26 protein-coding genes are annotated in these 26,074 nt (G+C 48.8%); 11 read left to right on the top strand and 15 right to left on the bottom strand.

Translation table 11 applies throughout. The annotated features are described in order from the left end of the window. Positions 1-311: 311 nt before the first annotated feature. Complete coding sequence (locus tag F0L74_RS20285; RefSeq protein WP_149839744.1) at positions 312-650, top strand: hypothetical protein; 339 nt, start codon at positions 312-314, stop codon at positions 648-650. Here the strand turns inward: F0L74_RS20285 and F0L74_RS20280 are convergent. Then, positions 624-1,454 carry a hypothetical protein gene (locus F0L74_RS20280; protein ID WP_149839743.1) on the bottom strand — a complete coding sequence of 277 codons (831 nt, stop codon included), beginning with the start codon at positions 1,452-1,454 and terminating at the stop codon, positions 624-626. The genes F0L74_RS20285 and F0L74_RS20280 overlap by 27 nt on opposite strands. A 497-nt stretch (positions 1,455-1,951) precedes the next feature. On the opposite strand from F0L74_RS20280, the gene F0L74_RS20275 reads away from it, so the two are divergent. Then, positions 1,952-2,371, top strand: coding sequence for a hypothetical protein (locus tag F0L74_RS20275; RefSeq protein ID WP_149839742.1), 420 nt, complete (start codon positions 1,952-1,954; stop codon positions 2,369-2,371). Positions 2,372-2,990: 619 nt separating this feature from the next. On the opposite strand, the gene F0L74_RS20270 is transcribed toward F0L74_RS20275, so the two are convergent. Further along, on the bottom strand, positions 2,991-3,236 hold the full coding sequence (locus F0L74_RS20270) for a hypothetical protein (protein WP_149839741.1): 246 nt from the start codon (positions 3,234-3,236) through the stop codon (positions 2,991-2,993). Positions 3,237-3,492: 256 nt separating this feature from the next. Here F0L74_RS20270 and F0L74_RS20265 point away from each other — a divergent pair, with 256 nt between their 5' ends. After that, positions 3,493-5,679, top strand: a complete 2,187-nt coding sequence (locus F0L74_RS20265) for a S9 family peptidase (protein ID WP_149839740.1) — start codon at positions 3,493-3,495, stop codon at positions 5,677-5,679. Positions 5,680-5,747: 68 nt separating this feature from the next. Further along, positions 5,748-6,224 carry a DinB family protein gene (locus F0L74_RS20260; RefSeq protein ID WP_149839739.1) on the top strand — a complete coding sequence of 159 codons (477 nt, stop codon included), beginning with the start codon at positions 5,748-5,750 and terminating at the stop codon, positions 6,222-6,224. A gap of 166 nt (positions 6,225-6,390) precedes the next feature. Here F0L74_RS20260 and egtD read toward each other — a convergent pair whose 3' ends face one another. The 6 genes from egtD to F0L74_RS20230 form a co-directional block, all read right to left on the bottom strand. Then, a complete protein-coding gene (gene egtD, locus F0L74_RS20255) occupies positions 6,391-7,392 on the bottom strand; it encodes an L-histidine N(alpha)-methyltransferase (protein WP_149839738.1) in 1,002 nt (333 codons plus the stop codon). A 77-nt stretch (positions 7,393-7,469) separates the two neighbouring features. Continuing rightward, positions 7,470-8,624, bottom strand: coding sequence for an ergothioneine biosynthesis protein EgtB (gene egtB / locus F0L74_RS20250; protein WP_149842082.1), 1,155 nt, complete (start codon positions 8,622-8,624; stop codon positions 7,470-7,472). 117 nt (positions 8,625-8,741) lie between these two features. Further along, on the bottom strand, positions 8,742-10,301 hold the full coding sequence (locus tag F0L74_RS20245; RefSeq protein ID WP_149839737.1) for an ABC transporter permease/substrate-binding protein: 1,560 nt from the start codon (positions 10,299-10,301) through the stop codon (positions 8,742-8,744). Then, positions 10,276-11,265 (bottom strand): ABC transporter ATP-binding protein, encoded by a 990-nt coding sequence (locus F0L74_RS20240; RefSeq protein ID WP_149839736.1) that lies wholly within the window; start codon positions 11,263-11,265, stop codon positions 10,276-10,278. Before F0L74_RS20240 ends, F0L74_RS20245 begins: the two co-directional genes overlap by 26 nt. A gap of 111 nt (positions 11,266-11,376) precedes the next feature. Further along, a complete protein-coding gene (locus F0L74_RS20235) occupies positions 11,377-12,750 on the bottom strand; it encodes a mercuric reductase (protein ID WP_149839735.1) in 1,374 nt (457 codons plus the stop codon). A 24-nt stretch (positions 12,751-12,774) separates the two neighbouring features. Beyond that, positions 12,775-13,056 carry a DUF427 domain-containing protein gene (locus F0L74_RS20230; protein WP_149839734.1) on the bottom strand — a complete coding sequence of 94 codons (282 nt, stop codon included), beginning with the start codon at positions 13,054-13,056 and terminating at the stop codon, positions 12,775-12,777. Positions 13,057-13,196: 140 nt separating this feature from the next. Between F0L74_RS20230 and F0L74_RS20225 the strand changes: the two genes are divergently transcribed. Further along, positions 13,197-13,589 carry a hypothetical protein gene (locus F0L74_RS20225; RefSeq protein ID WP_149839733.1) on the top strand — a complete coding sequence of 131 codons (393 nt, stop codon included), beginning with the start codon at positions 13,197-13,199 and terminating at the stop codon, positions 13,587-13,589. Here F0L74_RS20225 and F0L74_RS20220 read toward each other — a convergent pair. The 4 genes from F0L74_RS20220 to F0L74_RS20205 all read right to left on the bottom strand — a co-directional run bounded on the left by F0L74_RS20220 (position 13,579) and on the right by F0L74_RS20205 (position 17,103). Next, a complete protein-coding gene (locus tag F0L74_RS20220; protein ID WP_149839732.1) occupies positions 13,579-14,226 on the bottom strand; it encodes a VIT1/CCC1 transporter family protein in 648 nt (215 codons plus the stop codon). The genes F0L74_RS20225 and F0L74_RS20220 overlap by 11 nt on opposite strands. A 237-nt stretch (positions 14,227-14,463) precedes the next feature. After that, positions 14,464-15,699: an ornithine--oxo-acid transaminase gene (rocD, locus tag F0L74_RS20215; protein WP_149839731.1), complete on the bottom strand. Its 1,236-nt coding sequence runs from the start codon at positions 15,697-15,699 to the stop codon at positions 14,464-14,466. Between the two features lie 159 nt (positions 15,700-15,858). After that, positions 15,859-16,842, bottom strand: coding sequence for a hypothetical protein (locus F0L74_RS20210; protein WP_149839730.1), 984 nt, complete (start codon positions 16,840-16,842; stop codon positions 15,859-15,861). A 3-nt stretch (positions 16,843-16,845) separates the two neighbouring features. Next, entirely contained in the window at positions 16,846-17,103 is a 258-nt protein-coding gene (locus F0L74_RS20205; protein WP_149839729.1) for an acyl-CoA-binding protein, read from the bottom strand. A 117-nt stretch (positions 17,104-17,220) separates the two neighbouring features. Between F0L74_RS20205 and lepA the strand changes: the two genes are divergently transcribed. Further along, complete coding sequence (gene lepA, locus F0L74_RS20200; protein ID WP_149839728.1) at positions 17,221-19,011, top strand: translation elongation factor 4; 1,791 nt, start codon at positions 17,221-17,223, stop codon at positions 19,009-19,011. A gap of 182 nt (positions 19,012-19,193) precedes the next feature. Here lepA and F0L74_RS20195 read toward each other — a convergent pair whose 3' ends face one another. Continuing rightward, positions 19,194-19,766 (bottom strand): pentapeptide repeat-containing protein, encoded by a 573-nt coding sequence (locus F0L74_RS20195; RefSeq protein ID WP_149839727.1) that lies wholly within the window; start codon positions 19,764-19,766, stop codon positions 19,194-19,196. Between the two features lie 167 nt (positions 19,767-19,933). On the opposite strand from F0L74_RS20195, the gene F0L74_RS20190 reads away from it, so the two are divergent. The 3 genes from F0L74_RS20190 (at position 19,934) to F0L74_RS20180 (ending at position 23,046) form a co-directional block, all read left to right on the top strand. Next, complete coding sequence (locus tag F0L74_RS20190) at positions 19,934-21,262, top strand: AAA family ATPase (RefSeq protein WP_188316086.1); 1,329 nt, start codon at positions 19,934-19,936, stop codon at positions 21,260-21,262. Continuing rightward, on the top strand, positions 21,240-22,217 hold the full coding sequence (locus F0L74_RS20185) for an RloB domain-containing protein (protein WP_149839725.1): 978 nt from the start codon (positions 21,240-21,242) through the stop codon (positions 22,215-22,217). Before F0L74_RS20190 ends, F0L74_RS20185 begins: the two co-directional genes overlap by 23 nt. 178 nt (positions 22,218-22,395) lie before the next feature. Next, positions 22,396-23,046: a Dph6-related ATP pyrophosphatase gene (locus F0L74_RS20180; protein WP_149839724.1), complete on the top strand. Its 651-nt coding sequence runs from the start codon at positions 22,396-22,398 to the stop codon at positions 23,044-23,046. A 3-nt stretch (positions 23,047-23,049) separates the two neighbouring features. Here the strand turns inward: F0L74_RS20180 and F0L74_RS20175 are convergent, their stop codons facing one another. Together F0L74_RS20175 and F0L74_RS20170 are read right to left on the bottom strand one after the other, a co-directional pair. Continuing rightward, positions 23,050-23,400, bottom strand: coding sequence for a winged helix-turn-helix transcriptional regulator (locus tag F0L74_RS20175; protein WP_149839723.1), 351 nt, complete (start codon positions 23,398-23,400; stop codon positions 23,050-23,052). 3 nt (positions 23,401-23,403) lie between these two features. Beyond that, positions 23,404-24,399, bottom strand: coding sequence for an SMP-30/gluconolactonase/LRE family protein (locus tag F0L74_RS20170; protein ID WP_149839722.1), 996 nt, complete (start codon positions 24,397-24,399; stop codon positions 23,404-23,406). A gap of 358 nt (positions 24,400-24,757) precedes the next feature. Between F0L74_RS20170 and F0L74_RS20165 the strand changes: the two genes are divergently transcribed. Both F0L74_RS20165 and F0L74_RS20160 read left to right on the top strand, forming a co-directional pair. Beyond that, positions 24,758-25,201, top strand: a complete 444-nt coding sequence (locus tag F0L74_RS20165; RefSeq protein ID WP_149839721.1) for a VOC family protein — start codon at positions 24,758-24,760, stop codon at positions 25,199-25,201. Positions 25,202-25,237: 36 nt separating this feature from the next. Then, complete coding sequence (locus F0L74_RS20160) at positions 25,238-26,071, top strand: hypothetical protein (RefSeq protein ID WP_149839720.1); 834 nt, start codon at positions 25,238-25,240, stop codon at positions 26,069-26,071. Positions 26,072-26,074 lie beyond the last annotated feature (3 nt).

Genomic DNA, 26,074 nt, shown 5'->3' with positions numbered 1-26,074 from the left:
TGGGCGATTCGAAGCGATTTCATAATTTAGATGCTGATAACCAGATGATTATCAATATTGAATTGATAATCTTAATCCCAAGATAAACCAACGACAATTAAACTAACCTTCTTACAATCAATCAGTTTCATATGGCTGATTTGGTGTTTTATTAATAAAATATGACAATGGCTGAACTAATTTCAATTCCAATTTGTATATATTTGTAACGCCAACTAATTAGTTAGCAATTTGTTAACGTGAGAGCAGGCCTGCTAATAGGCTCAGTTTTAGCAAACTTTGAATTAATAGGATTTCGTAATTACAATATTATGAGTCAAAAAATACAATCAGGATTGCGGTGTGCGAATGCGGCCAGCAATCATCACAGTGCTTTGGTCAGGGATATGCGGACTATTTTTAGCAAGCAACAACCTGCGGCGCCGGCGCCATTGACCAAGTTAGACATTATGAAGGAGATGGTGAAAGTAAACTCGAAAACGGGCTGGATATTAGGCGCCCAGGTAGGTGGATTTGAGTACGAGATAGCACATTGTTCTGAAGCAGGAAAACGTTATTTGGAAAGCATCAAACACAGGGATTTTGCGGAAGTTCTACACGAATTACACCTGGAACGGGAGGAATTAAGCCAGCAGGCAGCGCTTCTCTGACAATATGTTTATCTGTTGTTTTATTTCTCTGATCTTTTGCTCAAGCCGGTTTTTATTATGGAGGGTGGACAGCAGGTTAGCTTCCGTCTGATGTTTAGCCAGCTCTGTTTCTAATTGTTCTATTTTCCGGTTTATATACGCGCATAAAATTGCCCTGTTAACAGACCCCTTACCTGTATCAAACGCTCCTGACCATGGAAAGCCATTTCCCGGAGCGTTCCAAAAATCTTCCCCACTTTTAATGATGTTACCATTGGTACAGATGATATTTTTGGCGGCTAACAATTCATGAATAGGCATAGAAGGAATACCATGTTGTTCCAAGAGCTTATTATACCTATCAAGAGAGGGGATGCCTATTGCTTTAGAGAGTTTGTTGTTCACTATTGAAAAGCCCAGTTTGCCCCATGTGCTATAGCCATTAAATAATGGTTCATATTCACCGCCAATGGCATTACAGGTTAACTGACCAAAATTTTCCTTTTCAGCAGCTAATATTTGTTCAATCAATACCAGGGTTCCTGTTCCTGCTCTCTGCTTCTTTAATTTAAAGGAGATATTCATGATGGTTTGGGCATTATAGTCGATAATGCGCGTCAACTCCAGACCTTCATGCATTATCAGGATATGCGCCTCGAAGGGATTCGGGGTACTGATTAAAACGCCCTCGCCCTCCGCCAATTCATCATAGGTATACACAGCATATACACCTGTTAAAGCGATGACGGCTTTGAAGTCATGTCCGGTGAGCTGCTTAAACGTGGTTTCATCCTTGCAATTCGTAAGATCCAGTTGAATAGCCATTTAGTTGATTGTTTTGGGCGCTGTGATCGCATTGTAACTATACGGGGGCTTATTCGTTTTAGGAATAAGCCGTTTTGACGGGAACAGTATGCTAATGATGGCATGATCGCTTTCCGGGGTGCAGTTTGGTGCAGCCAGTTGGCGTTATGCCGGTGTTTAAGTCCGTTGGGGATGGTTTAATTTTCTTTGCTTGCTATGTTTTGGTTGACAACCGGTTTACACCCCGGTTGATAAGTGTTTACGTGGAAAGCTCATTTATGACAATCGATTTATACGTTGGTTATTGATCTCAGCCATTTTGCACCCGGCTGCCAGGTGTTTGATCTGCAGTAATAGGAGCAGATCAATATTTAGTCCAAGCCGTGGCTTCAATGACACATTGTCGTGCAATCGTTTGAATTGCTGACAGGAGGCAGGCAGTTTTGGCTGGGAGCTTTACCCGGATAAACGTATTATTTTGTAATTTCGCCGGCAATTGCCCAAAAAACGATTAACGGATGCAGAAAGTATTGGTGATCATGCTGTTGCTGGCGGTTTTTGCCTGCAAAAAGGAACAGGAAAGCACCCCGTACAGGAATTTTTATGGTAAATGGATCTATGTAACGGCGGTAGCGAAGCAGTATACGGTATCACAGGGGGATACTAATTACTACCGGATAGATACCCTGCATTATGGCGGCGGGGATCATATAGATTTTACGCAGGCTGGGGTAGCGTATGCGTTTTCAGCTGCCACGCAGCGGACGGATAGCCTGCGTTATGAGGAGATAACGCCGGTGTTTTTTAAGCTGGATTCGATGCTGTGTGAAGCCACGCATATCTCTGATACGGCGCTGGAGTTTAACAGCCTGGATTTTTCTTATGATGAAACGCCGTTGGTGAAGATATCGCAGACTTTTTACTCGTTGAGGAAGTAGGGGAGCGGTGTTTCAGGAAGGGAAATTGATATTCCCAGCGTCAGGTGTCGGATATTGTTAGTGTAGTATAATAAAGAACCGTCCCGTGACCGGGACGGTTGTTACGGTAACTGTTCCGTCTATTTGCTCTTCGGTTCCGGCTGGATAACCAGCACCTGTATTCACGTTATAGAAAGAGAATTTGAGTCTTTGTAAAATCAGATCAAAATACATTATCTCTAAAGGTGTCAACATCGTGCCAGTGCATCATTGTCCGCAAGCCTGCGGCTATCCTGGCTGTATGATATCGCCGTCTAACCGTTCCGTATCTCCACACATACCTTTCCCGCAAACACGTTCACACCTGTTAACAGCCGCGTGCATCAAATAAATCAGGATAATAAATAGCCTTACCGTTAACTGGTTATAACAGTGCCTGTGGAACTTTGCCGATATGGATATTGTTATTGTTTATTAGGGTACAGAACCGGATAGTTTTTTTACTGGTGAACAAATCAGTAATAAGCCACAATTCGGGCCAACATAGCCATGCTATTGTTGCCATTCAGCATTGACAATAGCTTTTATCAAAGGTTTTTCCTCTGGATTAACAATATTGGGGCAAAGAAAGTTTAAATAATTAAGCCTCCCCCCGTAAAGTCATTTCAATTTGTTCCTTTACATCTACGCTGAAACCTTCCAGCTCGATCTTGGGATGCTGGTCCAGGTTAATGCGGATCTTGCCGTTCTCCCGCAGCAGGGTATCCTGCAGGGGCTCCAGTAGCGCGTACAAAAGGGTCTTACCAGTCTGTGCTAATTGATTAAGCAGTGCATCCTCCAGTTGCAGGAATTCTCGGTTCTTGTAGGAATAGCTAATCTGTATCATATAAAATATTGCTTTTCAAAGGATAGTTTTAATGCCGGGACATACTATAGTAATTTTGTAAAAGTATGAAAAGTATTTATATAATAAAATATAAACACGTTATCCACAGCAAAAAATTATCCACATAAGATAATGGTCATTAATCTCTTAGGAAGTTGGCAACGGTTATGTCCGGAAGGAGCGTAAAGTTAAGGGATCGTTTTTTCTTAACCTAAAACGATTATCTTGCTTTGTAAAAAATTTTAACGCTAGCAAAATGCAACCATTACGTTACAACTTACTCTTCTGCTTATGCCTGCTGTACATTTCTGTGCAGGCACAGCCTGGAAAATCAACCAAATGGAGCCGCGACGGGCAGGCGATCTATAATGTGGAAAGCAATGCCATCATGGCCACCGGCCTCAAAGACGGACAACCACAGGTAAAGGTGCCTGCTGCCCAGTTAACCCCTGCCGGCATGAGCAGCCCTCTGCAGGTAAAGGATTTTAGTTTTTCTACCGATGAGCGTCAATTGCTCATCTATACCAATTCCAAGCGGGTATGGCGCTACCAGACCCGGGGCGATTACTGGGTACTGGATATGGGCACCCACCAGCTGAAACAGCTGGGTAAGGACCTGCCGGCCTCTTCGCTGATGTTTGCCAAATTCTCGCCAGATGCGTCTAAGGTAGCGTATGTAAGCGGCCATAACCTGTATGTGGAGGACCTGGCGAGCGGCGCTGTAAAACCGCTGACCAAAGACGGTACCCGCCGTTTTATCAATGGTACTTTTGACTGGGCCTATGAAGAGGAATTTGGCTGCCGCGACGGCTTCCGCTGGAGCCCGGATGGTAAGTCCATTGCTTACTGGCAGATAGACGCCACCAAAATCCGCGATTTCCTGATGATGGATAATACAGATTCCATTTACTCCTTTACCGTACCGGTAGAGTACCCTAAAGCGGGCGAAAGCCCTTCTGCCTGCCGGGTAGGCGTTGTGGACATCAATACCGCTGCCACCACCTGGCTGCAGGTTCCGGGCGATGCGCAACAGCACTATATTCCCCGTATGGAGTGGACGCCTGGTAAAAACCAGCTGATCATACAACAGCTGAACCGCAAACAGAACGAAAGCAAACTGTTCCTGTGCGACGGCACTTCCGGCGCAGCCAAACTGCTGTTTGAAGAGGCGGATAAGGCCTGGATAGATGTTAAATCCCGCTGGGATGACGACGATATCAGCGGCTGGGACTGGATCCGCAACGGCGCTGCTTTTGTATGGATGAGCGAAAAAGACGGCTGGCGTCATATGTACAGCATTGATATGAACGGCGGTAAAGCCACCCTGCTAACGCCCGGCGATTATGACGTGATCAACCTGGTGCGGATAGACGAGGCACACCGTAGCGCCTATATCCTGGCTTCTCCTAAAAATGCTACCCAGCAGTACCTGTACAAGGTATCTATGGAGGGCAAGGGACAGCCGGAGCGGATCACCCCGGCAGACCAGCCCGGCGTGCATGAGTATGAGATATCACCAGATGCGCAGTATGCTATCCACCAGTTCTCCAACTATTATTTTTATCCCGCCACGGAGATCGTACATCTGCCGGAGCATAAGAGCAATGCGGGTAATCTGTCTGCCAGCGTAAAAGAAAAGGCCAATTCCAATAAACTGCTGGAGTTCTTTACTGTTACCACCGCTGACGGCGTAAAGATGGATGGCTGGATGCGCAAGCCCAACAATTTTGATTCTACTAAAAAATACCCGGTACTGTTTTACGTATATGGCGAACCGGCAGGCGCTACTGCCCGCGATGAGTTTGGCGCTGGCCGTAATTACCTGTATAATGGCGATCTGGCGGAAGATGGTTATATCTATGTATCCATGGACAACCGTGGTACGCCATTACCCAAAGGGAGCGAGTGGCGTAAGAGCGTTTACCGTAAAGTGGGTGTGGTGAATGCCCGCGACCAGGCACAGGCAGCTACTGCGCTGTTCAAACAACGCGCTTATATGGATACCTCCCGCGTAGCGGTGTGGGGTTGGAGCGGCGGCGGTTCCATGACGCTGAACCTGCTGTTCCAGTACCCGGAGATCTATAAGACCGGTATTGCTATTGCTGCGGTAGGCAACCAGCTTACCTATGATAATATCTACCAGGAGCGTTATATGGGGCTGCCGGAAGAGAATCGCGAAGATTTTGTGAAGGGATCGCCCATTACGTATGCCAAGAACCTGAAAGGAAACCTGCTGTATATACATGGTACCGGCGATGATAACGTGCATTACCAGAATGCAGAGATGCTGCTGAATGAGCTGATCAGGTATAATAAGTATTTTCAGTTTATGGCGTATCCTAACCGTACGCATAGTATCAGCGAGGGTGAAGGTACCAGGGCGCATTTGTCTACTGTTTATACGCATTATCTGCAGCAGTATTGCCCGCCGGGAGCGAGGTGAGTGAATGTGCGGATGAGAGCGGGATGGATTGATTTTTGTGGATGACAGTATCCTTAAAAAGTGTTTTTATGAAAGAAAGAGATGTCCTTATTAAAAACCTGAAAGAGTTGATAAATGGCGGTCATGCACATGCTACTTTTGAGCAGTCTGTGAAGGATCTGCCGGCCAAATTGCAGGGAGAGGTACCGAAGGGTATGCCGTATAGTATCTGGCAGCTGGTAGAGCATATCCGTATTACACAGGAGGATATCCTGGAGTTTTCCAGGGATCCGGAATATGTATCGCCGGAATGGCCGGAAGGGTATTGGCCGAAGGAGCGCGCGCCTAAGGATGCTGCGGCGTGGAAAGAAAGTGTAGCGCAGGTAATTGCGGACCGTAAGGAGTTTATGCAGTTGCTGGAGGCCGAAGATGCGGATCTGTTTACGCCTTTTGCGCATGGTACCGGGCAGAATTTGTTACGGGAGGCGATGCTGATCGCGGATCATAACAGTTATCATGTTGGGGAGATCATTGTGCTGAGGCGGTTGTTGGGAGCGTGGGGTTAATGTACTGATGTGCTGATGTGCTAATGGCTTTGGCCAGATCTGAAGAAATATAAATACGCTACTATGTAAAAGGCGGGCGGCATCTATGCCACCCGCCTTTATACTTTTATAATACGCCTACATTTTACATTAGCACATTAGCATATCAGCACATTGGCACATTAGTTCAGGCTTTCCATACGCAGTCTGCAAACCAGCCTTTGGTATCCTTAAAACAGCCATCCGGGCGGAAGCCTGTCTGCAGGGCTAATTCCTCTGTTTCTTCCAGGCTGTATTTCTGGGAGATCTCCATGTATAATGTTTCGTATTGCTGGAACTGGATGGTTACATCAGCGTGGCCTATATGCACTTCCTGGTCTGCGAGGCTTACGAGATAGCTTTTGCAGGAGCCGGCGCCGGGATCGTATACCGGGTAGTGCTCAAACGCATCGAGATCGAAATCTGCCTGCAGCTCACGGTTGATGCGGGTGAGGAGATTCATGTTAAAGGCGCGGGTAATGCCGGCGGCGTCATTATAGGCGTTGAGGATGATCTGCGGGTGTTTTTTGAGATCGAAACCTATGAGCAGCAGATCACCGGGTTGCATACAGCTGCGCAGCTGACGGCAGAATTTGCGGGCGGCTACGGGCGTAAAGTTGCCGATGTTGGCGCCCATCAACAGCAATGCTTTGGGCCGGCGGCTAAGGGCGGCGGCTTGTTGCAGCATATCAAAATAATCCCCATTGAGGCCATGGAGCTGGAGGCCGGGTAATTTTTCCGGCAGTTCCTTTTCCAGGGAGCTGATCACGTTGGCGGATATATCAATGGGATAATACGTATAGTCTGTGCCTGTTTTGAGCAGCTGCTCTAACAGGTGGATGGATTTGGTAGCATCTCCGGGGCCCAGCTCTATCAGGTCAAACGGGGCTTTAATGCGGGAGGTGATAGCTGCTGCAATATCTGCCGCCTGCTCCGTCATGATCTCCATTTCACAGTTAGTGAGGTAATATTCCTGGCACTGCATGATCTGCTGGAAGAGGCGGTCTCCCGTAGCATCATAGAAATATTTGGACTCCAGGTATTTGGGCGAGGCGGTCAGACCGCGCACCACATCCTGACTAAAGATCTCCAACGGCTCCCTGCTGATCACATGGTCCGTTACGGCTGGAATTACAATGGTGGTATGCATAATCGAATATTTATCATGAATTATTCAGGTACCGTTTGCCCGTAATTAATTATGTTGATACGTTGAGTGTTATTTCATCATTTCGCCAGCCGGATGCCCATGAACTGCCAGCGCAGGCTTGGGTGGAAAAAGTTCCGGTAGGTGATACGGCTATGGCCGGGAGGGGTTACCTCTGAGCCGCCGCGCAGCACCATCTGGCTTACCATGAATTTGCCATTGTATTCGCCAATAGCGCCGGGCGCTTTGGTGAAACCAGGGTAGGGCAGGTAGGCGCTTTCCGTCCATTCCCAGCGCTCGCCCCATGACAGCTGGGGAGCAGCGGCTTCCCATTCGAATTCTGTGGGCAGGCGCATGCCTTTCCAGGCTGCGTAGGCGGTAGCCTCGTAGTAGTTAATATGACAAAGAGGCGCGCCCAGGTCCAGCGGTTGCAGGCCCTGCCAGGTGTAGTGCATCCACTTTCCGTCTACCTGATGCCAATAGAGCGGCGCATGTGTTAATTGCTGTTTTACCCAATCCCAGCCTTCTGCATGCCAGAAGCGGAAATCCTGGTAACCGCCGGCTTCTATAAAGGCCAGGTATTCCGCATTGGTCACCAGGCGGGTGCTGATCTGGTAGGGCTGCAGGTATACACGATGGCGTTGCTGTTCGTTATCAAAACAGAAGCCATCCCCCTCATAACCAATTTCGTAGATCCCTTCCGGTATGGAGAGCATATCCGGTCCTTTATCTGCGCCTACGGTGGCGCCGGTGGCCTTTTCTTCGCAATAGGCGGGGAAGAGCGGATTGTGCCCCAGGATGTATTTGATATCCGTATACAGGAGCTCCTGGTGCTGTTCTTCGTGGTTGAGTCCCAGGACGATGAGCGTTTCCAGCTCCGGGGTGAGGGGTTGATCCAGCAGGTTTTCCATGGCGCGGTCCACATGCTGGCGGTAACGCATTACATCCTCTACCGCGGGGCGGCTCAGGTTACCCCTGTTGGTACGTATCACCCGGGCGCCAACAGATTCATAGTAGCTGTTGAACACAAAATTGTAGTCCGGGTCAAATTCCGTGTAGCCTGGTACGTTAGGCTTCAGGAGAAAGGTCTCGAAGAACCAGGTAGTGTGGCCCAGGTGCCATTTGGGCGGGCTTACATCCACTACAGGTTGTACCACATAGTCTTCCGTTTTCAGGGGTGCGCAAATAGCTTCTGATCGCTGGCGCACGGTGGCATAATTATCTTTCAGGCGCATGTATGTAAAGTTGTTCAAAGAATAATGAAAAGCAATAGTGAACCGTAAAATGTGCATGACAAACCGTGATAAGTACAAGCATTTGGCAGCTTATCCGTGATAAGTACAAGCGGCGGTTCATTGCTGTGCTTTCAGATCTGAGATCCGTTTAATATGCAACGCGCTGGCCTGTTGCCGGCGCATCATAAGTGCATAGGTGTTGTTGAAGCCAATGGGCGGCAGCCATCGGATCCCGTAACGTTGCATAAAGGCATTGCTCACGTGCTCATAGACTTTTTGCTTGTCGCCGATGAGGCTATCCACGGTGGCCTGGTCTGCGGCCAATATCACCAGCAGGCCTGTGCCGGTATACTCCGGGTACAGGTCTATCTGTTTATTCACCAACGCGTCAAAAGCAATCTTGGTGCCACCGAGGCCGGTATGCGTTTCCGCGCGGAGATCCGTATAGCCATCTATCAGCAATTTGTACATATTGGCCAGAATATAGCCATCCCCAAAGATCTTGGAGCCAATACGGATAACGCCCTTATTGCCATTACGGGCAGGCTGCAGCAGGTGCTGCGCAGCCAGGAAATCCTTTGCTACTTTGGCGGGATCCTCTTTCAGGTAGTCCACGCGGTAGTTGAGCTCCGTCATGATACTATCATTAATTGTACCAACCAGCTTATTCAGTGCGGGGGCCAGTTCCGGGTACTGTTCCAGCGTGGCGTTGCGTACAATGGGGGCGGCGTAGTAAGGGGGGAAGATGTGTTTATCATCTTCCAGCACTACGAGGTCAAAGGCGCGTACGCGGCCGTCTGTGCTGCTGCCGCTGATGACATCCAGCTTTTTTTCGTAGGCCGCCTTATACATGATCATGTCGCTGATCACTACGGTACGTAGTTGCAGGCCATATACCTTACGCAGGCCCAGATCACCATCTTTACGGCCCATAAACTCCGGGGTAAAACCTGCAACGAGTTTGGTGCCATAAGCTACGGGCAACAGGTAAAAAGAGGAGAGGACCACCAGCAGTACGGGCAGCACATACAGGACCGTGCGTATACGCCGGAAAGGGATGTGCTGCAATAGGGCCAGCGCGCCATCGAAGATGATGGCCAGTAAGGCGGCGGGAATGGCTCCGGCGAGGATCATGTGGGTATTGTTAAGGGCAATACCGCCAAAGATGAATTCGCCCAGGCCGCCGGCGGCGATATAGGCGGCCAGCGTAGCCACGCCTACATTGATCACCGTAGCGGTGCGGATGCCGGCCAGTAATACGGGCATGGCCAGTGGTAACTGGATCCTGTACAGGAGCTGGCGGCGGCTCATACCCATACCAATGGCGGCATCTACCACGGTGGCGTTCACCTCCTTAATGCCGGTGTAGGTATTGCGGATGATGGGCAGCAGCGCATACAGGAACAGCGCTACAATGGCCGGTTGAGGGCCAATGCCGAGTAACGGTATCATAAATCCCAGCAGGGCTATGCTGGGGATGGTTTGCATAATACCGGCCAGGCCCAGTATGGGGGCGGCCAGTCTTTTGCGGCGGGTGATGAGGATGCCCAGGGGCACGCCTATCAGCACTGCAATCAACAGGGAAATGAATGTAAGGCCGATATGTTGCAGCGTTTGTTCCAGCAATTTGCCGGACTGTTGCTGCACAAAATCAAAAAAGCTTTGTTGCGCTTCCATGGGCGAGGGCGGTTTGCTTGTATACAGTAATGGCGGTCATAAGGCTGCGGCTATCCATTGTAAAGACCTCGGTACGGAAGTCGACAGATATGGCGCCCTCTGTGTGCATGGTCTCCTCCAGCGCATCCCAACAGGAAGTACTGCCTGGTAATACGTGCGGCTGGTAATGGTCCGTATCCGCGGTAGGTGGCAGGTAAGGTTTAATATCTGCCAGGGTAAGCGTTTTCAACTCTAAAGAAAGGCGCTGATCCCTGAAAAAGGCTGTCACAAAATCGTTGGCAGGGCGGAACAATAACTCCGCGGGGGCGCCTATCTGTTGCAGCTTGCCATCATCCATCAAACCAATACGGGTACCCAATTCGAACGCCTCCTGCACATCGTGGGTGACGATGATAACGGTTTTGTGCGCCAGCTCGTCCAGTGTGCGGAACTCTTTCCGTACGCTGGCCCTTGTAACGGGGTCGAGGGCGCCAAAAGGCTCGTCCATCAGCAATACCGGCGGGTCTGCCGCCAGGGCGCGGGCCAGGCCAACGCGCTGTTGCTGGCCGCCGCTTAGCTGGCGGGGATATTTTTGCCGGTATTCTGCCGGGGGCAGGTGCAGCTTTTCCATGAGGACATCTACCCGTTCTGTTATTCGGGTTTTATCCCAGCCCAGGAGGTTGGGCACTACGGCTATATTCTCTGCAACAGTATAATGCGGGAAGAGCCCATTTTCCTGGAGTACGTATCCTATGCCCCGGCGCAGGTCTTCCGGCGACTGGTCCTGGATACGTTTGCCATTTACGAGGATGTTACCTTCCGAGGGCTCTACCAGGCGATTGATCATCCGGAGGGTAGTGGTTTTACCGCTACCGCTGGTGCCTAATAGTACCAGGGTTTCCCCGGGTTGTACCTCCAGGGAAACATCGGACACCGCCGGCCTGTTTTGGCTGAAGTATTTATAAACGTGCTCTAGTTTGATCATGGTTACCTGTTTCGTAATGCCCCGCGTATCGTTTTTTAATTTACAACCATCTGTTTGAATGTGAGGAAAAAATTACCCACATTGTAGGCTTCGCCCGCAATTATCTCATTATCATAGCTTATAGAAAAGATTGTTCAAAGATTCTGCATAGAGCGGGTGGGCAAAGACCATCTCTTTCATTTGCTGGGCGGTAATGCCTCCGGCCATAGCCATTTGCAGCAGCGACATGAGCTCGCCGCCTTCCGGCCCCAGTACCATAGCACCTAAAATCTTGCCCGTATCGTTTGCCACAAGGGCTTTCATAAATCCTTTGGCGGTACCGGTCTCCAGGGCGCGCGCTACGCGGGTCATATCCAGGCGGGCCACGGTATAATCAAGTCCCCGGGCGGTGGCTTCTTTTTCAGACAGCCCAATGCGGCCCAGCTGGGGATCTATGAACATGCAGTAAGGCACCTGGCGGTCCTTTACGGAGGCGGAAGCGCCGGTGAGGTGTTTATATACGATCAGGTGATCGTGCCAGGCGATATGGGTGAATGCGGGACCACCTTTGGCATCGCCCATGGCGTAGATGCCAGGAACGGTAGTTTCCAGGTGATCGTTTACGCGGATGAAACCTTTTTCATCGAGCTCAATGCCTGCTTTGTCCGGCTGCAGGGTGGCTGTTTGCGGTACGCGGCCGGTGGCGATGAGCAGGTGGGAGCCTTCTACGGAATGGGTTTGCCCGTCCTTTTGGATGCTGCATACAATACCCCGGCTCGTTTGGGACACCTGTTTCAGCTGCGTGCCGGTGAAGATGTGAATACCTTCATCCTGCATGATCTTTTGCACGGCTTCCGCCACATCGTCATCTTCATTGTTCAGCAGGCGGGGACCTCTTTCCATGATGGTCACTTCTGCGCCCAGGCGCCGGTACAGCTGACCCAGTTCGAGGGCGATGTAGCTACCGCCGAGGATGAGCAGGTGAGAGGGCAGGGTAGTAAGATCGAGGATGGTGGTGCTGGTGAGCCAGGATACCTCATCGAGCCCGGGTACGGGCGGTATCATGGGCAGGGTACCGATATCCAGGAAGATGTATTCTGCGGATAGTTCTTCCGTGGCGCCTTCGTTCAGTTTAACGGTGAGCGTTTTAGGGCCGGAAAAGACGGCCTCTCCGTGGTAGACGGTAATGTTCTCCGTTTTCTCCAGGCTTTTTTCGATGCCGGAGCGGTAGTCGAGCACTATTTTGTCCTTGCGGGCCACGACGCGCTCCAGATCCACTGACCAGCCATTGACCGTAACGCCCCATTGTTTGCTATTGGCGACCATATGGGCCACCTGGGCGCTGGCTATCATGGTTTTGGTGGGTGTGCACCCGTCATTGATACAGGTGCCGCCTATAAATCTTTTTTCCACCACTGCGGTGGACCATCCGGCGGCGGCCAGTTTCCAGGCTAAAGGGTTTCCGCCTTGTCCTGATCCAACAATGATAGCTTTGTATTGCTGCATATGGGGAGTGTTTTTTTAGCGAAGTTATTCTGTAATGGAGATATCTTCCCTGAAAGTAATATAATACCTGATCTGTGCCGCCTCCGGGGAGGGATGCGGATAATACCAGGCCGCATGCAGGTTGACATGACCATCTACGTTGATGCTGTAGTAAGAGGCTTCGCCTTCCAGGGGGGAAACCGTATGCATGGCAGAAGGCCGCAGTACCTCCCTTTTCACGGTTTCCGGGGGAAAGTAGTGCTGGCGTCCTATTACGATCGTATGCGTGCTTTCTGCAATCACCATATTATGCCAGATTGCCTTCATATGCCATCAATTTATACCATGAACGGCAGCCCAAATATTATACCATGGCAGCCGGCAGGAGTGCGGCCTGCCAAAGCGGCTGCTGTGCTCCACAAGGTAAAAATTGAACAATTGCGCCGGGGTTGCTACCTTTGCGTGCTATGTCCAAAAACACACTTATAGGTATAGGCGCTTCCGTTATTGTTATTGTGAGCGCTTTTCTTCCCTGGCTTACCATTGAAAGCAAGCAGCTGGTATTTACCGGGTTGCAGACCACCGGCTCCAGTTTTGGGGAACCGGGTAAGCTTAATATTGTCCTGGCGCTGATAGCCGCTGTATTGTTTGCGTTACAGAAGGTATGGGCACAGCGATTGAATATCTTTATCACGGCTTTCCTGATGGCGTGGACGTTCAGGAATTTTATCCTGTTTGCCCGTTGTGAGATGGGGGAGTGCCCGGAGAAGGAGATAGGGTTGTATTTGTCGCTGATAGCGGCGGTGGTGGCTTTTTTGAGTGTGTTGGTGAGAAAAAAGAATGGGAAAGTCACCCAATAACTTTACCTACTAAATATACGGCTGCCCATATACCGGCGGTCAATAAGAGATAGCGTACGATCACGGGACGTAATTGTTGCCCGGTGATCTTTGCTTTGACGATGGCAAAGACGGTGGCGCTTAGAAATACCAATAAAAGACTGAGTTGGGCGGCGGCGGTGAAGTTCTCGTTGGCCAGGTAGGGCCAGAAGGGGATGGCGGCGCCCAGCAGAAAGAAAATGCCTGCCGTGATGGCGCTGCGCAGGGCGCGGAGGGGGCTCCAGGCGGTCAGCTGTACTTTTTGCTGTTCTAATGTTTTGGCCCAGCGGGTGGCATCCTGCTCCATTTCGTGGGCGATATGATTGATGGTCTCTTCGTTTATATCCAGGTGTTGTAGTTTATTCCTTTCTTCCGGGGTAATGGTGGCGGCTTCATGTTGCTGATCGCCACGGTTGGCTTGCCAGGCGGCCGCCATGACCAGTATGCCTCCCAATACGGCAATCCATATATTCAAATCATAGAACTGCTGTATGCTTACGTTTAGTTCGTGTATAAGCAGGGTGGTAAAGAATAACATGAATAAGCCATCCGGGAACCCAATGAGCATGTCAGTTTTCCATCCGGAGCTCCGGATGGCGGTGTTATGGCGTAGTTGCATTCGTGGCAAGTTTGAGTAATGAGCTATCAATACGGAATCCAGGTACGTGATTGATATTAGTTCGCATTGTGACTTATGACGGATAATGGGTGAAAAAATTGCCCATATAGGGCAATTAATTTATTGACATCCACAAATGTGTATTACTGTGTTAGTAACTGTTTTCCCGGTGTGGCCACGTTAGCTTTCTTTTCATTCAAAACATCCGCATGCTGCGTACCGCTATTGGCGGCGCTGTTAATCCAGGCTTTTAAGGCTATGCCCGATGATGCTTACACAGTCCTTTACCTGGGCGGCGGTGATGAGCAGCGGCGGCGCAAAACGGATCTTGTCGCCATGGGTGGGTTTGGCCAGCAGTCCCTGTTCTTTAAGCGCCAGGCAAAGTTCCCAGGCAGCTTCCTGGTTGGCATGGCCTATTACAATGGCATTGAGCAACCCTTTACCCCTGATGGTGGCGATATGCGGGGACTGCAGCGCGGCCAGCTCCTGGCGGAACAGTTGTCCCATGGCGGCGGCGTTCTCCGCCATCTTTTCTTCTTTTAGTACGGTGAGCGCCGTCATGGCCACTTTACAGGCCAGGGGATTACCGCCGTAGGTGGAGCCGTGCTCTCCCGGGCGGATGGTAAGCATGATCTCATCGTCCGCCAGTACGGCAGATACCGGGAGGGTACCACCGGAGAGGGCTTTTCCCAGTACGAGGATATCCGGGCGTACTTTTTCCTGGTCGCAGCACAGCATAGCGCCGGTACGGGCAAGGCCGGTCTGGATCTCGTCTGCAATGAACAGCACATTGGCGTCACTGCAATATTGTCTTACTTTGGTAAGGTAGCCATCATCCGGCACCACTACGCCGGCTTCGCCCTGGATGGGCTCTACGAGGAAACCGGCTACGTTCGGGTCCTGCAGGGCTTTTTCCAGCGCGGGAAGGTCGTTGAAGGGGATCACTTCGTAACCGGGCATGTAAGGGCCAAAATCCTTTTTGGCTGCAGGATCGGTGCTGAAGGAGATCACATTCAACGTACGGCCGTGGAAGTTATGTGCGCAGGTGATGATCTTTGCTTTGTTTTCGGGTATGCCTTTGATCATGTAGCCCCAGCGGCGGCAGAGCTTTAGCGCGGTCTCCACGGCTTCTACGCCGGTGTTCATGGGGAGTACCTTATCATACCCGAAAAAGCGGGTGATGAAAGCGGCGTACTCACCCAGGAGATCACTGTGGAAGGCCCTGGAGGTGAGGGTAAGGCGTTGCGCCTGTTCTACCAGGGTGGCGATGATCTTAGGATGGCAGTGCCCCTGATTTACAGCGGAATAGCCGGAGAGGAAGTCGTAATAACGCTTATTATCTACATCCCATACGAAAACGCCTTCGCCGCGGTCGAGGACTACGGGGAGGGGATGATAGTTATGGGCGCCATACTGTTCTTCCAGCGCCAGGTAGTGTTGTGTTCTTTCACTGATTGTAAATGCAGGTACCATACGGGTCAAAGGTAGTTTAAAATGTGCTAATGTGCTGATATGCTAATGTGCTAATGATGCCCGCGCACGGGCAGGGCTTCTGATGTGTGGATGGGCAGATGTGCGGATGTGCAGATGAAATGCAGCGGAGGCGCTGGCGGCCATTAGGTATGGTGACTGTTAGTGCCGGTCTACGACTTGCTGCAGGGCCGGTGCTAACGCGATGGCATGTCCGTGGCCGAAGGTGATCATTACACGGTCATGGTCAGTGAGGGCGTTATCGATCTTTGATAGCAATACGCTGTCCCTCACCATTTTGGAGGCCCGGCCGATGGCACAGAACTGGCAGTCGCCGCCATTTATGTAGTCAAACAGCTCTATTTGTTCGTTGAGGGTTAGTTCGAAAGGATGGCCGGTGTAGTGCTGGTATAGTTGTTTAAAACCGGCGAAGGAGCGTTGGTTTTCAGGCACGGGGAAACCTTCGTCTATAAACCAGTGTTGAATGGCGTTATTATAGATCTCCTCAAAGGGGGCGTTACCGTAGGCGCCACTGAGGTAGGGGATTACCAGGCGCTCCATCAGGTAATAGAGGAGGAGCTGGTCTGCGGGGTACTTGCGGAGGGTGATGGAGAACTCGAGGCTGTCTGTCAGATCGCCGTTCAGCATGCGGATGCCGGCCTGGTTGCTCAGGTATTTTAAAGCGCCGGTTTCGCCTTTGTGGGTGATGCCGTCGTTGAGGGAGTTGAAATGGAGGGTGTCTGGGATCTGTCCGCCTTCATTGAAGGTGAGCTGGGGGTGCAGGTCATTGAACAGGCGGGCTATTTCTCTGAACTGGGGATGGGTGGTATCCCGGTTATGATCGCAGCCTATGAGAACCACGCGTTTAGGGCCGTGGGATACGTCGATGATGTAGGGCGGACGGATGGTGTCCATCATTTTGCCTACGGTTACGTAGTCGATGGTGGTAAAGGGGGCGGGAGGTGGGGTTTCCGGGGTGTGGCAGGCGGTAAAGAGGCCGGCCAGCAGGAGGAAGGCGATTGCCGGATAGGGCAACCATCCACCGGAAAAAATACGGCCATATGAACGACGGGCCGGCAATGCATACAGATATTGAAAGGCTGCCGCCAGACGGGGCAACCTTCCACCGGAAAATTTATGGCGCATGCCTTATCCTTTGAGCTGATTTACCAGTTTTACGTATTCTTCCATGGCCTGTTCCCTGGTCTTTCCCTGTTGGCCGGACCAGGCTTCGTGTTTGGCGCGGTTTACGATATCGAAGGGGTTATCCGGGGGCGGGGTGTTCACATCACCCTCCGTACCCTGCTTGTAGAGGGAGTATAATTGCAGGAGGGTCTCGTTATTTGGCTTCTCCGGGAGGGTTTTGCTGGCAGCTACCGCTGCTTCAAACTGTTGTTGCAGATCCATAACATTGATTTGGCACAAAATATAGTCAAAATTTAAATACCTTTGTATCCGGAAGACAAATGTAAAAGTAGGATGCAGCTAAACTGCATCCTACTTCGCATTATCCGAAAAGAATATATGAAGAATATCAGGAATTTTTGCATCATTGCACATATTGACCACGGCAAGAGCACATTAGCCGACCGTTTACTGGAACTCACCAAGACTATCTCCGACCGGGATATGCAGGCCCAGGTACTGGACGATATGGACCTGGAACGCGAGAAAGGCATCACCATTAAGAGCCATGCTATCCAGATGAACTACTCCCACAATGGAGAGCAATATACCTTTAATCTGATAGACACCCCGGGCCACGTGGATTTCTCCTACGAGGTTTCCCGTGCGCTGGCCGCCTGTGAAGGCGCGCTGCTGCTGGTGGATGCTACCCAGGGCATACAGGCCCAGACGATCTCTAACCTGTACCTGGCCCTGGAGAACGACCTGGAGATCATCCCGGTTATCAATAAAATAGATATGGACGGCGCCATGATCCCGGAGGTAAAAGACCAGATCCTGGAGCTGATCGGCTGTAAAGAAGAGGACATCCTGCTGGCCTCCGGCCGCACCGGCCTGGGCGTGGAAGCCATCCTGGAAGCCATTGTAGCACGCATCCCCGCCCCTAAAGGCGAACCGGACGCGCCGCTGCAGGCATTGATCTTTGACAGCGTATTTAACTCTTTCCGCGGGATTATCGCTTATTTCCGCGTATATAACGGCGCTATTAAAAAAGGCGACAAGGTGAAGTTTGTGAACACCGGCCAGGAGTACTTTGCCGACGAGGTAGGTATTCTGCGGCTGGGACTGGAGCCCAGGAACGAGGTGAAGACCGGCGATGTGGGTTATATCATCACCGGTATCAAAAACGCCAAGGAAGTGAAGGTGGGCGATACCATCACGCTCTCCTCCAACCCGGGCGTAAACGCCATCAAGGGTTTTGAAGAGGTGAAACCGATGGTATTTGCCGGTATCTTCCCGGTAGAGACCGATGATTTTGAGGAGCTGCGTGATTGTATGGATAAGCTGCAGCTGAATGACGCTTCCCTTACCTACGAGCTAGAGACCTCCCAGGCATTGGGCTTTGGTTTCCGATGCGGGTTCCTGGGCATGCTGCACATGGAGATCATCCAGGAGCGCCTGGAAAGGGAGTTTAACCAGACGGTGATCACTACGGTACCGAACGTGGGCTTTATTGCTCATACGAGCCGGGGAGAAAAGCTGATCGTGAACAACCCATCTGAAATGCCAGACCCTACCCGCCTGGAACGCATTGAAGAGCCATTTATCCGCGCACAGATCATCACTAAACCGGAGTACATTGGCAATATCATGACGCTGTGCCTAGGTAAACGTGGGATCCTCATCAACCAGAGCTACCTTACTACTACCCGTGTAGAGCTGATCTTTGAGATGCCTTTAACAGAGATCGTATTTGACTTCTATGATAAGCTGAAGAGCCAGACCCGTGGATATGCTTCTTTTGACTATTCGCCTATTGGGTACCGCGATAGCGATATCGTGAAAATGGATATCCTGCTGAATGCAGAGAAAGTGGACGCCCTGAGCGCTCTTATTCACCGCGGCCGCGCGCATGATTTTGGCCGTAAGCTGTGTGAAAAGCTGAAAGAGCTGCTGCCCCGTCAGCAGTTCCTGATCGCGATACAGGCGGCTATTGGCGCTAAGATCGTGGCGCGTGAGAACATCAGCGCGATGCGTAAGGATGTAACGGCGAAGTGTTATGGCGGTGATATTTCCCGTAAACGTAAACTGTTGGAGAAGCAGAAAGAAGGTAAGAAACGTATGCGCCAGATAGGTAGTGTGGAAGTGCCGCAGGAAGCGTTTTTAGCGGTGTTGAAGCTGGATGATTAGTAATTACGAATTACGAATGAGGATGCTGGATTGGTAGGTTGAGAATTATATTCGGATATATTTAAAAACGCCCGTATTGCGATGCAGTACGGGCGTTTTTGTTTGTGTTTTGGTAGATGCAGGATGGGGAGTGGTTTTAAGAGGGAAAGGTTTATAGATGGTGTGAAGGCTGCCTGATCATTTTAGCCGATCTCAATATCGTATTTGGAGAGTAAGGCGATCACGCCGGGGAGGGCGAACTTTGCCTTCTTTATGCGGTTCTGGTCCGGGTCCAGGGCGTAATTAAAGGCGGTGCGCAGGTCTGCTTTTTCGAGGGTGGTATTGTCAAACTGCGCATTGGACAGGTCGCAGTTGTCGAATGAGGAGCTGGTGAGGTCTGCGTCTGTAAAGTCTGCGTGTTTGAGGGAGGTATTTTTGAAGATGGTCTTTTTTAGTTTCCGGCCGTAGAAAGAGGTATGATCGAGGGTGCAGTTATCGAAGGAGAAGGCGAGGCCGAATTCGTTGCAGTTCTCGAAGTGCAGGCCCAGGAGCTTGCAATCTTTGAAGGTGATATCGCGAAGGGCGGTGTTCTTTAGTTTGGCGAGGCTGAGGTTGCAGCTTTGGAAGGAGCAGTCGATGAATTTGTTATCGGAGAGGTCTGTGTTGGAGAAATCGCAGCGGATGAAGGTGCATTGTTCGTATTCTCCTTTGGGAAAAGGGGAGGCGGTGTAGTTTTCTTTTTCGAAGGTTTTGTTGTCGATGTAGTCGAGTTCCATGGCGGGTGGTTTGAGGGGTGAAATTAGGGGAATAATTGGGGATATGAAGGAGGGAGTGCATTAAATTTTTATAAGAAAGCTTATTTTTTGATGAAAATGTTCAGAAAATGGCATTTCTATGTGTTTGCGGGAGTGAAAGGAGCTATTTTTTGCAGTATATTTACATTATGTTAGTAGAGTTCACAGTTGAAAATTACCGATCCATAAAAGACGCACAGACTTTTTCAATGGTGGCAGAGGCCACGAAGTATAAGCGTGACACTAATACGGTGCAGGTGAGTATTGGGAAGGACGATCATGTTCAGCTTTTAAAGTCAGCTGTAATTTTCGGGGCCAACGCATCAGGTAAGAGTACCTTCATTAAGGCGTTCCGCAATTTTAAGACCATAATAATGACAACTGGAAGACTTCCAGAGGGAAAACCCAATATATTTTATGATCCTTTCTTATTTGAGGTCGAAAATCAAGAAATGGACACCAGGTATGAATGTGTATTTATAATAGAAAATATTAAATATAGGTATTCAATATCATTTAATTTATATAACATCACTGCAGAGGAGTTGAATTACTATCCCAAAAACGTCAAGAAAAATCTATTTAAACGCATTATAAGTAAAAAGGGGGAGCTGGCCGACGATGTTCGTTTGGCTAAAGACGTGAAAGGAATTGATCTTAAGCTATTCCCTGAACATTTTAAAGTGTTTAAGAATCAGGTAATTCTCTCAAAATTCGGGTCTGAAATACCAGACAAATTCTTTAATGCCGTCTATAGCTACTTTGAAGCTTACTGGATGATATGGAGCGAGAACAACTCGCAAGGAATTGAGGAATTGTCCAGGGCAGTTATCACTGGAATTGATCATCAACTTGGAGATGATTTTTTTAAACAAGTTGAGAAACTAGTCAAAGCTGCAGATACTAAAATTGATGGCTTGTTGTTAAAGGAAGAAGTAGATAATGGAGTGAAGCGACGCTACCTAAAACACACTCCGAACAACGAACAACGGACTAAACATCTGTTTGGAAATCATATTGTTTATAAAAGGGATAAGGTCTTTTCTAACTATGAATTGCCTTTTATAGAAGAATCGGCTGGGACGAATGTGTTATTTGCTCTCGGGGCCTACGTACTTGTTGTAATAAGACTTGGTGGGGTGGTATTTATTGACGAACTGGATAATAGTTTACACCCTAAGGTAGCAAGATTCCTGGTTTCGCTGTTTAATAACCCAACGATTAATAAGAAAAACGCTCAAATTATATTCAGTACGCATGAAGCCCACTTGATAGACAAAGATATGTTCCGTTCAGACCAGATCTGGTTTGCAAATAAGAAAGAAAAAGGAGATACCGAGATATATTCCGCACAAGATTTTAATGATATACGGGAAGATATCCCATTTGATAAATGGTACCTGGCTGGTAAATTTGGGGCATTACCTGATATTAAGGACATAGAATACATATTTAATGATGACGAGGACGGTAAGTAAGCCACTTTTTAAAACGCTTGTCATTGTTTGTGAGGATTCAAAGGTAACGCCCAATTATCTCAAAGGGTTTGTTAAGGAACTGGCGGACGAAAAGATCTGGGATGTTATCGAAGTTTACCCACTTCCCAAACCCGAAGCCTCCACCGTGACGAATAAGCAACCTCACAAATCCGAAAGAAAAAAGAGGGATCTTATTGTCGTTAAAGATGAACCCATCATTGAGGAAGAGCATAAACAGGTACCGGTAAGATACGTGCGAGAGGCGCAGTTGTGGAGATTGGAACGTGGTTATGACGAAGGCTGGGCGGTATACGATAAGGACGGACATCCTTATCATGCAGCAGCTTATACGTTATCCCTGGTTGAACCGTTGGTCCATATTGCATTTACCAGTATTGCCATTGAGCATTGGTTCCTTTTACATTTTGAACAGAATGACACCCCATTTACCAAATCAAAGGACGTTCCATTAGCTAAGCATGTTACCGGTTACACCAGCGAGAAAAAGGCGGGTACGGAGATTTTTGACGAAATAAGAAAAACGCTTGAATTAGCTACTGTTAATGCCGCATGGCTACGAAAATCAACAGTAAGTGAGTTACCATTTTATGAAAGAAATCCTTATATAAATATAGATCATCTCATATTCAGACTGTACGGTTATCACAGAGTTGGCATGTCAACCAGTATTAGTATTAAGCACATTAGCATTACGCCTATACTAAACGGGAATGACTTAGATGTCCAGGTTGAGAATAAGTCAAAGTCAGCAATTATTACCGATGAGATAAAATTCCATTCCTATGATGGTGACGGGCAGAGGATAGTTCATCGATTTGATAGGGAGAGAATAGACCCCCAAAATGCCACAATTTTCAGTTTTGATATTAGCGAAGTCCTACAACTTTACATAGAAATACATAATGAAATTATTGTTGTTGATATAACAATATGATTCTATAATCCTTACTTTTCTGAGCATTGGACACATCAGTGTGATGAAATATAGGCGTTTCATGCCAAGATGTACATAGTATTTTCCTCCAATCAGCCAAATCCGACTACCAATTAAAACCATTACATTGCTGTACCTGGTACAAGGTATCCATTGTTCAACATCAACTATTGCAACATTGAAAACATTAGTTTCCTGGAGTGGGGGTAAAGACAGCTGTTATGCCATGATGCAGGCTATAGCGGCCGGTTATCAGCCTACGGTATTGTTAAATATGATGAATGAGAACGGGCAGATCTCCCGTTCGCATGGGCTGCCGCATCATTTATTACTGCAACAGGCGGAGGCAGTGGGATTGCCGCTTATTACGGTGCCTGCCTCGTGGGAGGCGTATGAGATGCGGTTTATAGCTGCGCTGCACCAGATCACGGAACTTTATAAAGTAGGGGCCGCGGTTTTTGGCGATATTGACCTGCAGGCGCATCGTGACTGGGAGGAGAAGGTGTGTGCGGCGGCGGGAATTGAGGCGGTATTGCCGCTGTGGCAACAGCCGCGGCGGGCGTTGGTGGAGGCGATGTTGCGGGATGGGATCCGCACGATGATCGTTTCCTGCAATGTGCAGTTAGGGCCGGATTTCCTGGGGCGTGTGATGGATATGGGGTTGGTGCATGAGCTGGAAGCGAAAGGGGTGGATGTATGCGGGGAGAATGGGGAGTTTCATACGCTGGTGGTTGATTGCCCGTTGTTTAAGGGGGCGGTGCATGTTGGGGGGTATGAGAAAGTGCGGCACGGGGATTATTGGTTTTTGCAGTGGGAGGATAAAGCATAAAATTTAATGTGGCCATTCAATACCTTCTTCCTGCATTAGCCCGAATCCATACTTCATAATGGTTTCAATAACGGGGATAGCAGTTTTGCCTTTGTCCGTTAAACTATATTCTACCCGGGGTGTGGTCCCGGGTAGAACGATCCTTTTGACAAGTCCTTTGGTTTCCAATTCCCGGAGCTGGCTGGTAAGCATCTTATCTGTAATGTGCGGAATATCTTTTTTAAGCTCGCTGAAGCGTTGGGCTTCTCCCTGCAAGCGCCACAGTATAGGCATTTTCCAGGTGCCGCCTATATGTTTTAAGGCAAACTCTATGGGTGTATAGTACAACCTTCTATCATGAAAAAATTCCGGCATGACCTATTTTTTAGTATACACCGCTATTTTGTTATCTCCTACACAGCCGATCCAATAGCTTCCATTTATTTCTGCTGCAACTGTTGCACTTGCAAATGTACTGCCGCCAGCTTTTAAGAGCGGCTTGTGAGCCATGGATGCGGGATCTATCTTTATTACGCTGAAATATACCACTTTTTGATGAATGCCTTTATTGGTGAATACGGTTACCGGTAAGGCCCGTTGGCCGGCGATAATAAGCTGCCCATCTTTGGTCCAGCGGATATTATCAGGCATAAAATCTACCTCAATAGCTAGTGTATCTGCATCATTGCTTGTTGATAGCTTATGCACACGCCGCCGGGCCCACTCAGCAACGTAGAGATATTTACCATCTGGCGAAATGGCAATGCCATTGGCGGCGGAAAACAGCATCTTATTAAATGGCCGCCATCCGTTTAGATCGTCCCATTGCCAAACGGCGCCTGTAGGAAGGGCATGGGTGAATTTTTGTAGAAACAAGGTATCGGCAGGGTCGTACATAGCGGTGGCATAGATTTTTCCATCATTACCGGTTACCAGGCCGTTGGCCCAAACATTTGCGGGGAAGCTGATATAACGCGACCATTTTAGCTTAGGCGCTCCGTTTTCAAAATGGAGATCAAATAGTTCTATTGCTTCCCTGCTACCGTGGTTGATGACCAATAGCTGATCCTTGTGTACGTAAATGCCATGAGGGGCAAACCGGGCAAGGTGATGGTTTGCTGTATTGTCTTTGCCCGGGGTGAACAGGAGCCTTATTTCTTCCGTTTGGGTGTTTATGCCATAGATGGCGCCGGAGGAACTGGCGTCTGACGCCATTGAGCTGACGAGTACCCATTGCGCATCCGGGATCTGAATGATGTCTTCCGGATTTGTAATGCCCTTTATGAAATGGGAGAATGTAGTATTTTTTTCCTGCGCTATCACAGCAGTGGTGAGGAATAGGATGGTAGCCAGTAATTTAAGCTTATACTTCATGATTTTTTTTCGCAAAGCTATGGGAGGGCTGTACTTGCTTTGGCATACTTACATTTAAGTAAGTGTATTGTTTTTATGCAGTGATTGCGGGTTAGCTCATCCATAGGGTATAAGGTAAATAAACGGTAATTTGTGGTATACGATGATTATAACGGCGAGGCCTGAGATCAATGCCATTGCCCCCAATATTGCCGATCTTTCCGGTAGCTGAAAAGAAAATTTAAATAACGGATAGGGGTAAGTCCAATATCAGTTGTCAATATCTTGCATAGCTGATTTTGGGGCTATCAAGTAGAGAAACAGGGGCAGGTTTTACGATCATGCGTTTTTCTATCACCCGGTAAAAAAAATCAACTATATGATGCAACAACGTATAAGCGTACTAACATTGGGAGCGGATGACCTCCCGGCTATGAAAAAGTTCTATGAAGAGAGCTTTGGCTGGAAACCGGTGGCGGAAAACCAGGATATTATCTTTTACCAGATGAACGGTTTCCTGTTCAGCTTAGGCAAACGTAAAGCCCTGGCGGATTTTATTGGCGTGCCGCCGGAAGGGAGCGGTTTCCGTTCTGTTACCATTGGCTATAATGTGGCTACAGAAGCGGAAGTAAACACGCTGTATGAACAGCTGAAGGCCAAAGGCGTAAAGATCCTGAAACCGCCTACTGCGCCTCCTTTTGGCGGGCTGTTCTTCTATTTTGAGGATATTGAAGGTAATATACTGGAGGTGGCCTACAGCACTTTTATTCCTTTGGATAAGGATGGGAATGCGTTGGGCCATCAACCTATAGATCACCTTTAAGCGTATACATTAAATGATTCAATGAAACCCATATTTATGAGATTAAGATCTGCTATGCCTGTTTTGTTTGCTTTACTGACATTTGTGTCCTGCGGCAAAGATGATGATAACCCGAATCCCGATCCGGATGAAAATGCCCATCCCGGAGGCCCTTATTTTGTTGGCGTGACGGAGGGAACCGGCGGGGATGATACCAGTTTTGTGCTTAGCTATGATGCGGGGAATAGGGTTACCAAAGTGGTAAATACGACGTTAAAAGATTCTGTGATGGCGACTTATAACAGCGCCGGCAACCCGGTAAAGGTGGTGGCGAAGGGGGATGGGGACGTGGTAACTGTTGATTATACTTACAATGCAGCTAACCAGTTAACCCGGATCAACAGTACATACGAAAGTGAAAGGGGGATTGATGCTGCGTTTTCAGACACTTTAGAATATAACAATGGCCTGATCACTAAGAAAACCTCTTACACGAGCCATCCTGACATCAATAACGGGCAACCTTATCTTACGGGGTACTATACCTATGAGGTAACAGCTGGCAATATTACCAGCATACGATACTTTAACGCGGATGGCAGTCCTGGTACGCAAAAAACATTGACCTATGGTAGTGATCCGAATGTGTTTAAAGGGGTTTCTTTGTTGAACATTAATGGATTTACGTTTATAGATGATATTGCCAATGATGAGTGCTGGTTCAATAAGAACCTGCTAACGGGCCTGTCCCAGGGCCCGAGTGGTGACGTGCCCACTATTAATACTTTTACGTACAGTTATAATGATGAAAAGCAGCTGGCGATGGTGGTGTGGGGCCAGACATTTGAAGGCAGGCCCGGGGGAAACCAGACCTGGAAGCTTTTTTATTGAAAG

The sequence above is a fragment of the Chitinophaga agrisoli genome (assembly GCF_008386695.1).
Taxonomy (GTDB): Bacteria; Bacteroidota; Bacteroidia; order Chitinophagales; family Chitinophagaceae; genus Chitinophaga; species Chitinophaga agrisoli.
This window is presented reverse-complemented; position numbering and strand designations above follow the sequence as displayed.

Bases quoted from the DNA above. Each gene is read 5' to 3' on its own strand.
- F0L74_RS20240 (WP_149839736.1), bottom strand. From the start codon at position 11,265: ATGATCAAACTAGAGCACGTTTATAAATACTTCAGCCAAAACAGGCCG.
- F0L74_RS20195 (WP_149839727.1), bottom strand. From the start codon at position 19,766: ATGGAACTCGACTACATCGACAACAAAACCTTCGAAAAAGAAAACTAC.
- F0L74_RS20185 (WP_149839725.1), top strand. From the start codon at position 21,240: ATGATGACGAGGACGGTAAGTAAGCCACTTTTTAAAACGCTTGTCATT.
- F0L74_RS20210 (WP_149839730.1), bottom strand. From the start codon at position 16,842: ATGCGCCATAAATTTTCCGGTGGAAGGTTGCCCCGTCTGGCGGCAGCC.
- F0L74_RS20235 (WP_149839735.1), bottom strand. From the start codon at position 12,750: ATGCAGCAATACAAAGCTATCATTGTTGGATCAGGACAAGGCGGAAAC.
- F0L74_RS20260 (WP_149839739.1), top strand. From the start codon at position 5,748: ATGAAAGAAAGAGATGTCCTTATTAAAAACCTGAAAGAGTTGATAAAT.
- F0L74_RS20225 (WP_149839733.1), top strand. From the start codon at position 13,197: ATGTCCAAAAACACACTTATAGGTATAGGCGCTTCCGTTATTGTTATT.
- F0L74_RS20280 (WP_149839743.1), bottom strand. From the start codon at position 1,454: ATGGCTATTCAACTGGATCTTACGAATTGCAAGGATGAAACCACGTTT.
- F0L74_RS20245 (WP_149839737.1), bottom strand. From the start codon at position 10,301: ATGGAAGCGCAACAAAGCTTTTTTGATTTTGTGCAGCAACAGTCCGGC.
- F0L74_RS20230 (WP_149839734.1), bottom strand. From the start codon at position 13,056: ATGAAGGCAATCTGGCATAATATGGTGATTGCAGAAAGCACGCATACG.
- F0L74_RS20220 (WP_149839732.1), bottom strand. From the start codon at position 14,226: ATGCAACTACGCCATAACACCGCCATCCGGAGCTCCGGATGGAAAACT.
- F0L74_RS20190 (WP_188316086.1), top strand. From the start codon at position 19,934: ATGTTAGTAGAGTTCACAGTTGAAAATTACCGATCCATAAAAGACGCA.
- F0L74_RS20275 (WP_149839742.1), top strand. From the start codon at position 1,952: ATGCAGAAAGTATTGGTGATCATGCTGTTGCTGGCGGTTTTTGCCTGC.
- F0L74_RS20205 (WP_149839729.1), bottom strand. From the start codon at position 17,103: ATGGATCTGCAACAACAGTTTGAAGCAGCGGTAGCTGCCAGCAAAACC.
- F0L74_RS20160 (WP_149839720.1), top strand. From the start codon at position 25,238: ATGAGATTAAGATCTGCTATGCCTGTTTTGTTTGCTTTACTGACATTT.
- F0L74_RS20170 (WP_149839722.1), bottom strand. From the start codon at position 24,399: ATGAAGTATAAGCTTAAATTACTGGCTACCATCCTATTCCTCACCACT.
- F0L74_RS20165 (WP_149839721.1), top strand. From the start codon at position 24,758: ATGATGCAACAACGTATAAGCGTACTAACATTGGGAGCGGATGACCTC.
- rocD (WP_149839731.1), bottom strand. From the start codon at position 15,699: ATGGTACCTGCATTTACAATCAGTGAAAGAACACAACACTACCTGGCG.
- egtD (WP_149839738.1), bottom strand. From the start codon at position 7,392: ATGCATACCACCATTGTAATTCCAGCCGTAACGGACCATGTGATCAGC.
- egtB (WP_149842082.1), bottom strand. From the start codon at position 8,624: ATGCGCCTGAAAGATAATTATGCCACCGTGCGCCAGCGATCAGAAGCT.
- F0L74_RS20285 (WP_149839744.1), top strand. From the start codon at position 312: ATGAGTCAAAAAATACAATCAGGATTGCGGTGTGCGAATGCGGCCAGC.
- F0L74_RS20175 (WP_149839723.1), bottom strand. From the start codon at position 23,400: ATGCCGGAATTTTTTCATGATAGAAGGTTGTACTATACACCCATAGAG.
- lepA (WP_149839728.1), top strand. From the start codon at position 17,221: ATGAAGAATATCAGGAATTTTTGCATCATTGCACATATTGACCACGGC.
- F0L74_RS20265 (WP_149839740.1), top strand. From the start codon at position 3,493: ATGCAACCATTACGTTACAACTTACTCTTCTGCTTATGCCTGCTGTAC.
- F0L74_RS20270 (WP_149839741.1), bottom strand. From the start codon at position 3,236: ATGATACAGATTAGCTATTCCTACAAGAACCGAGAATTCCTGCAACTG.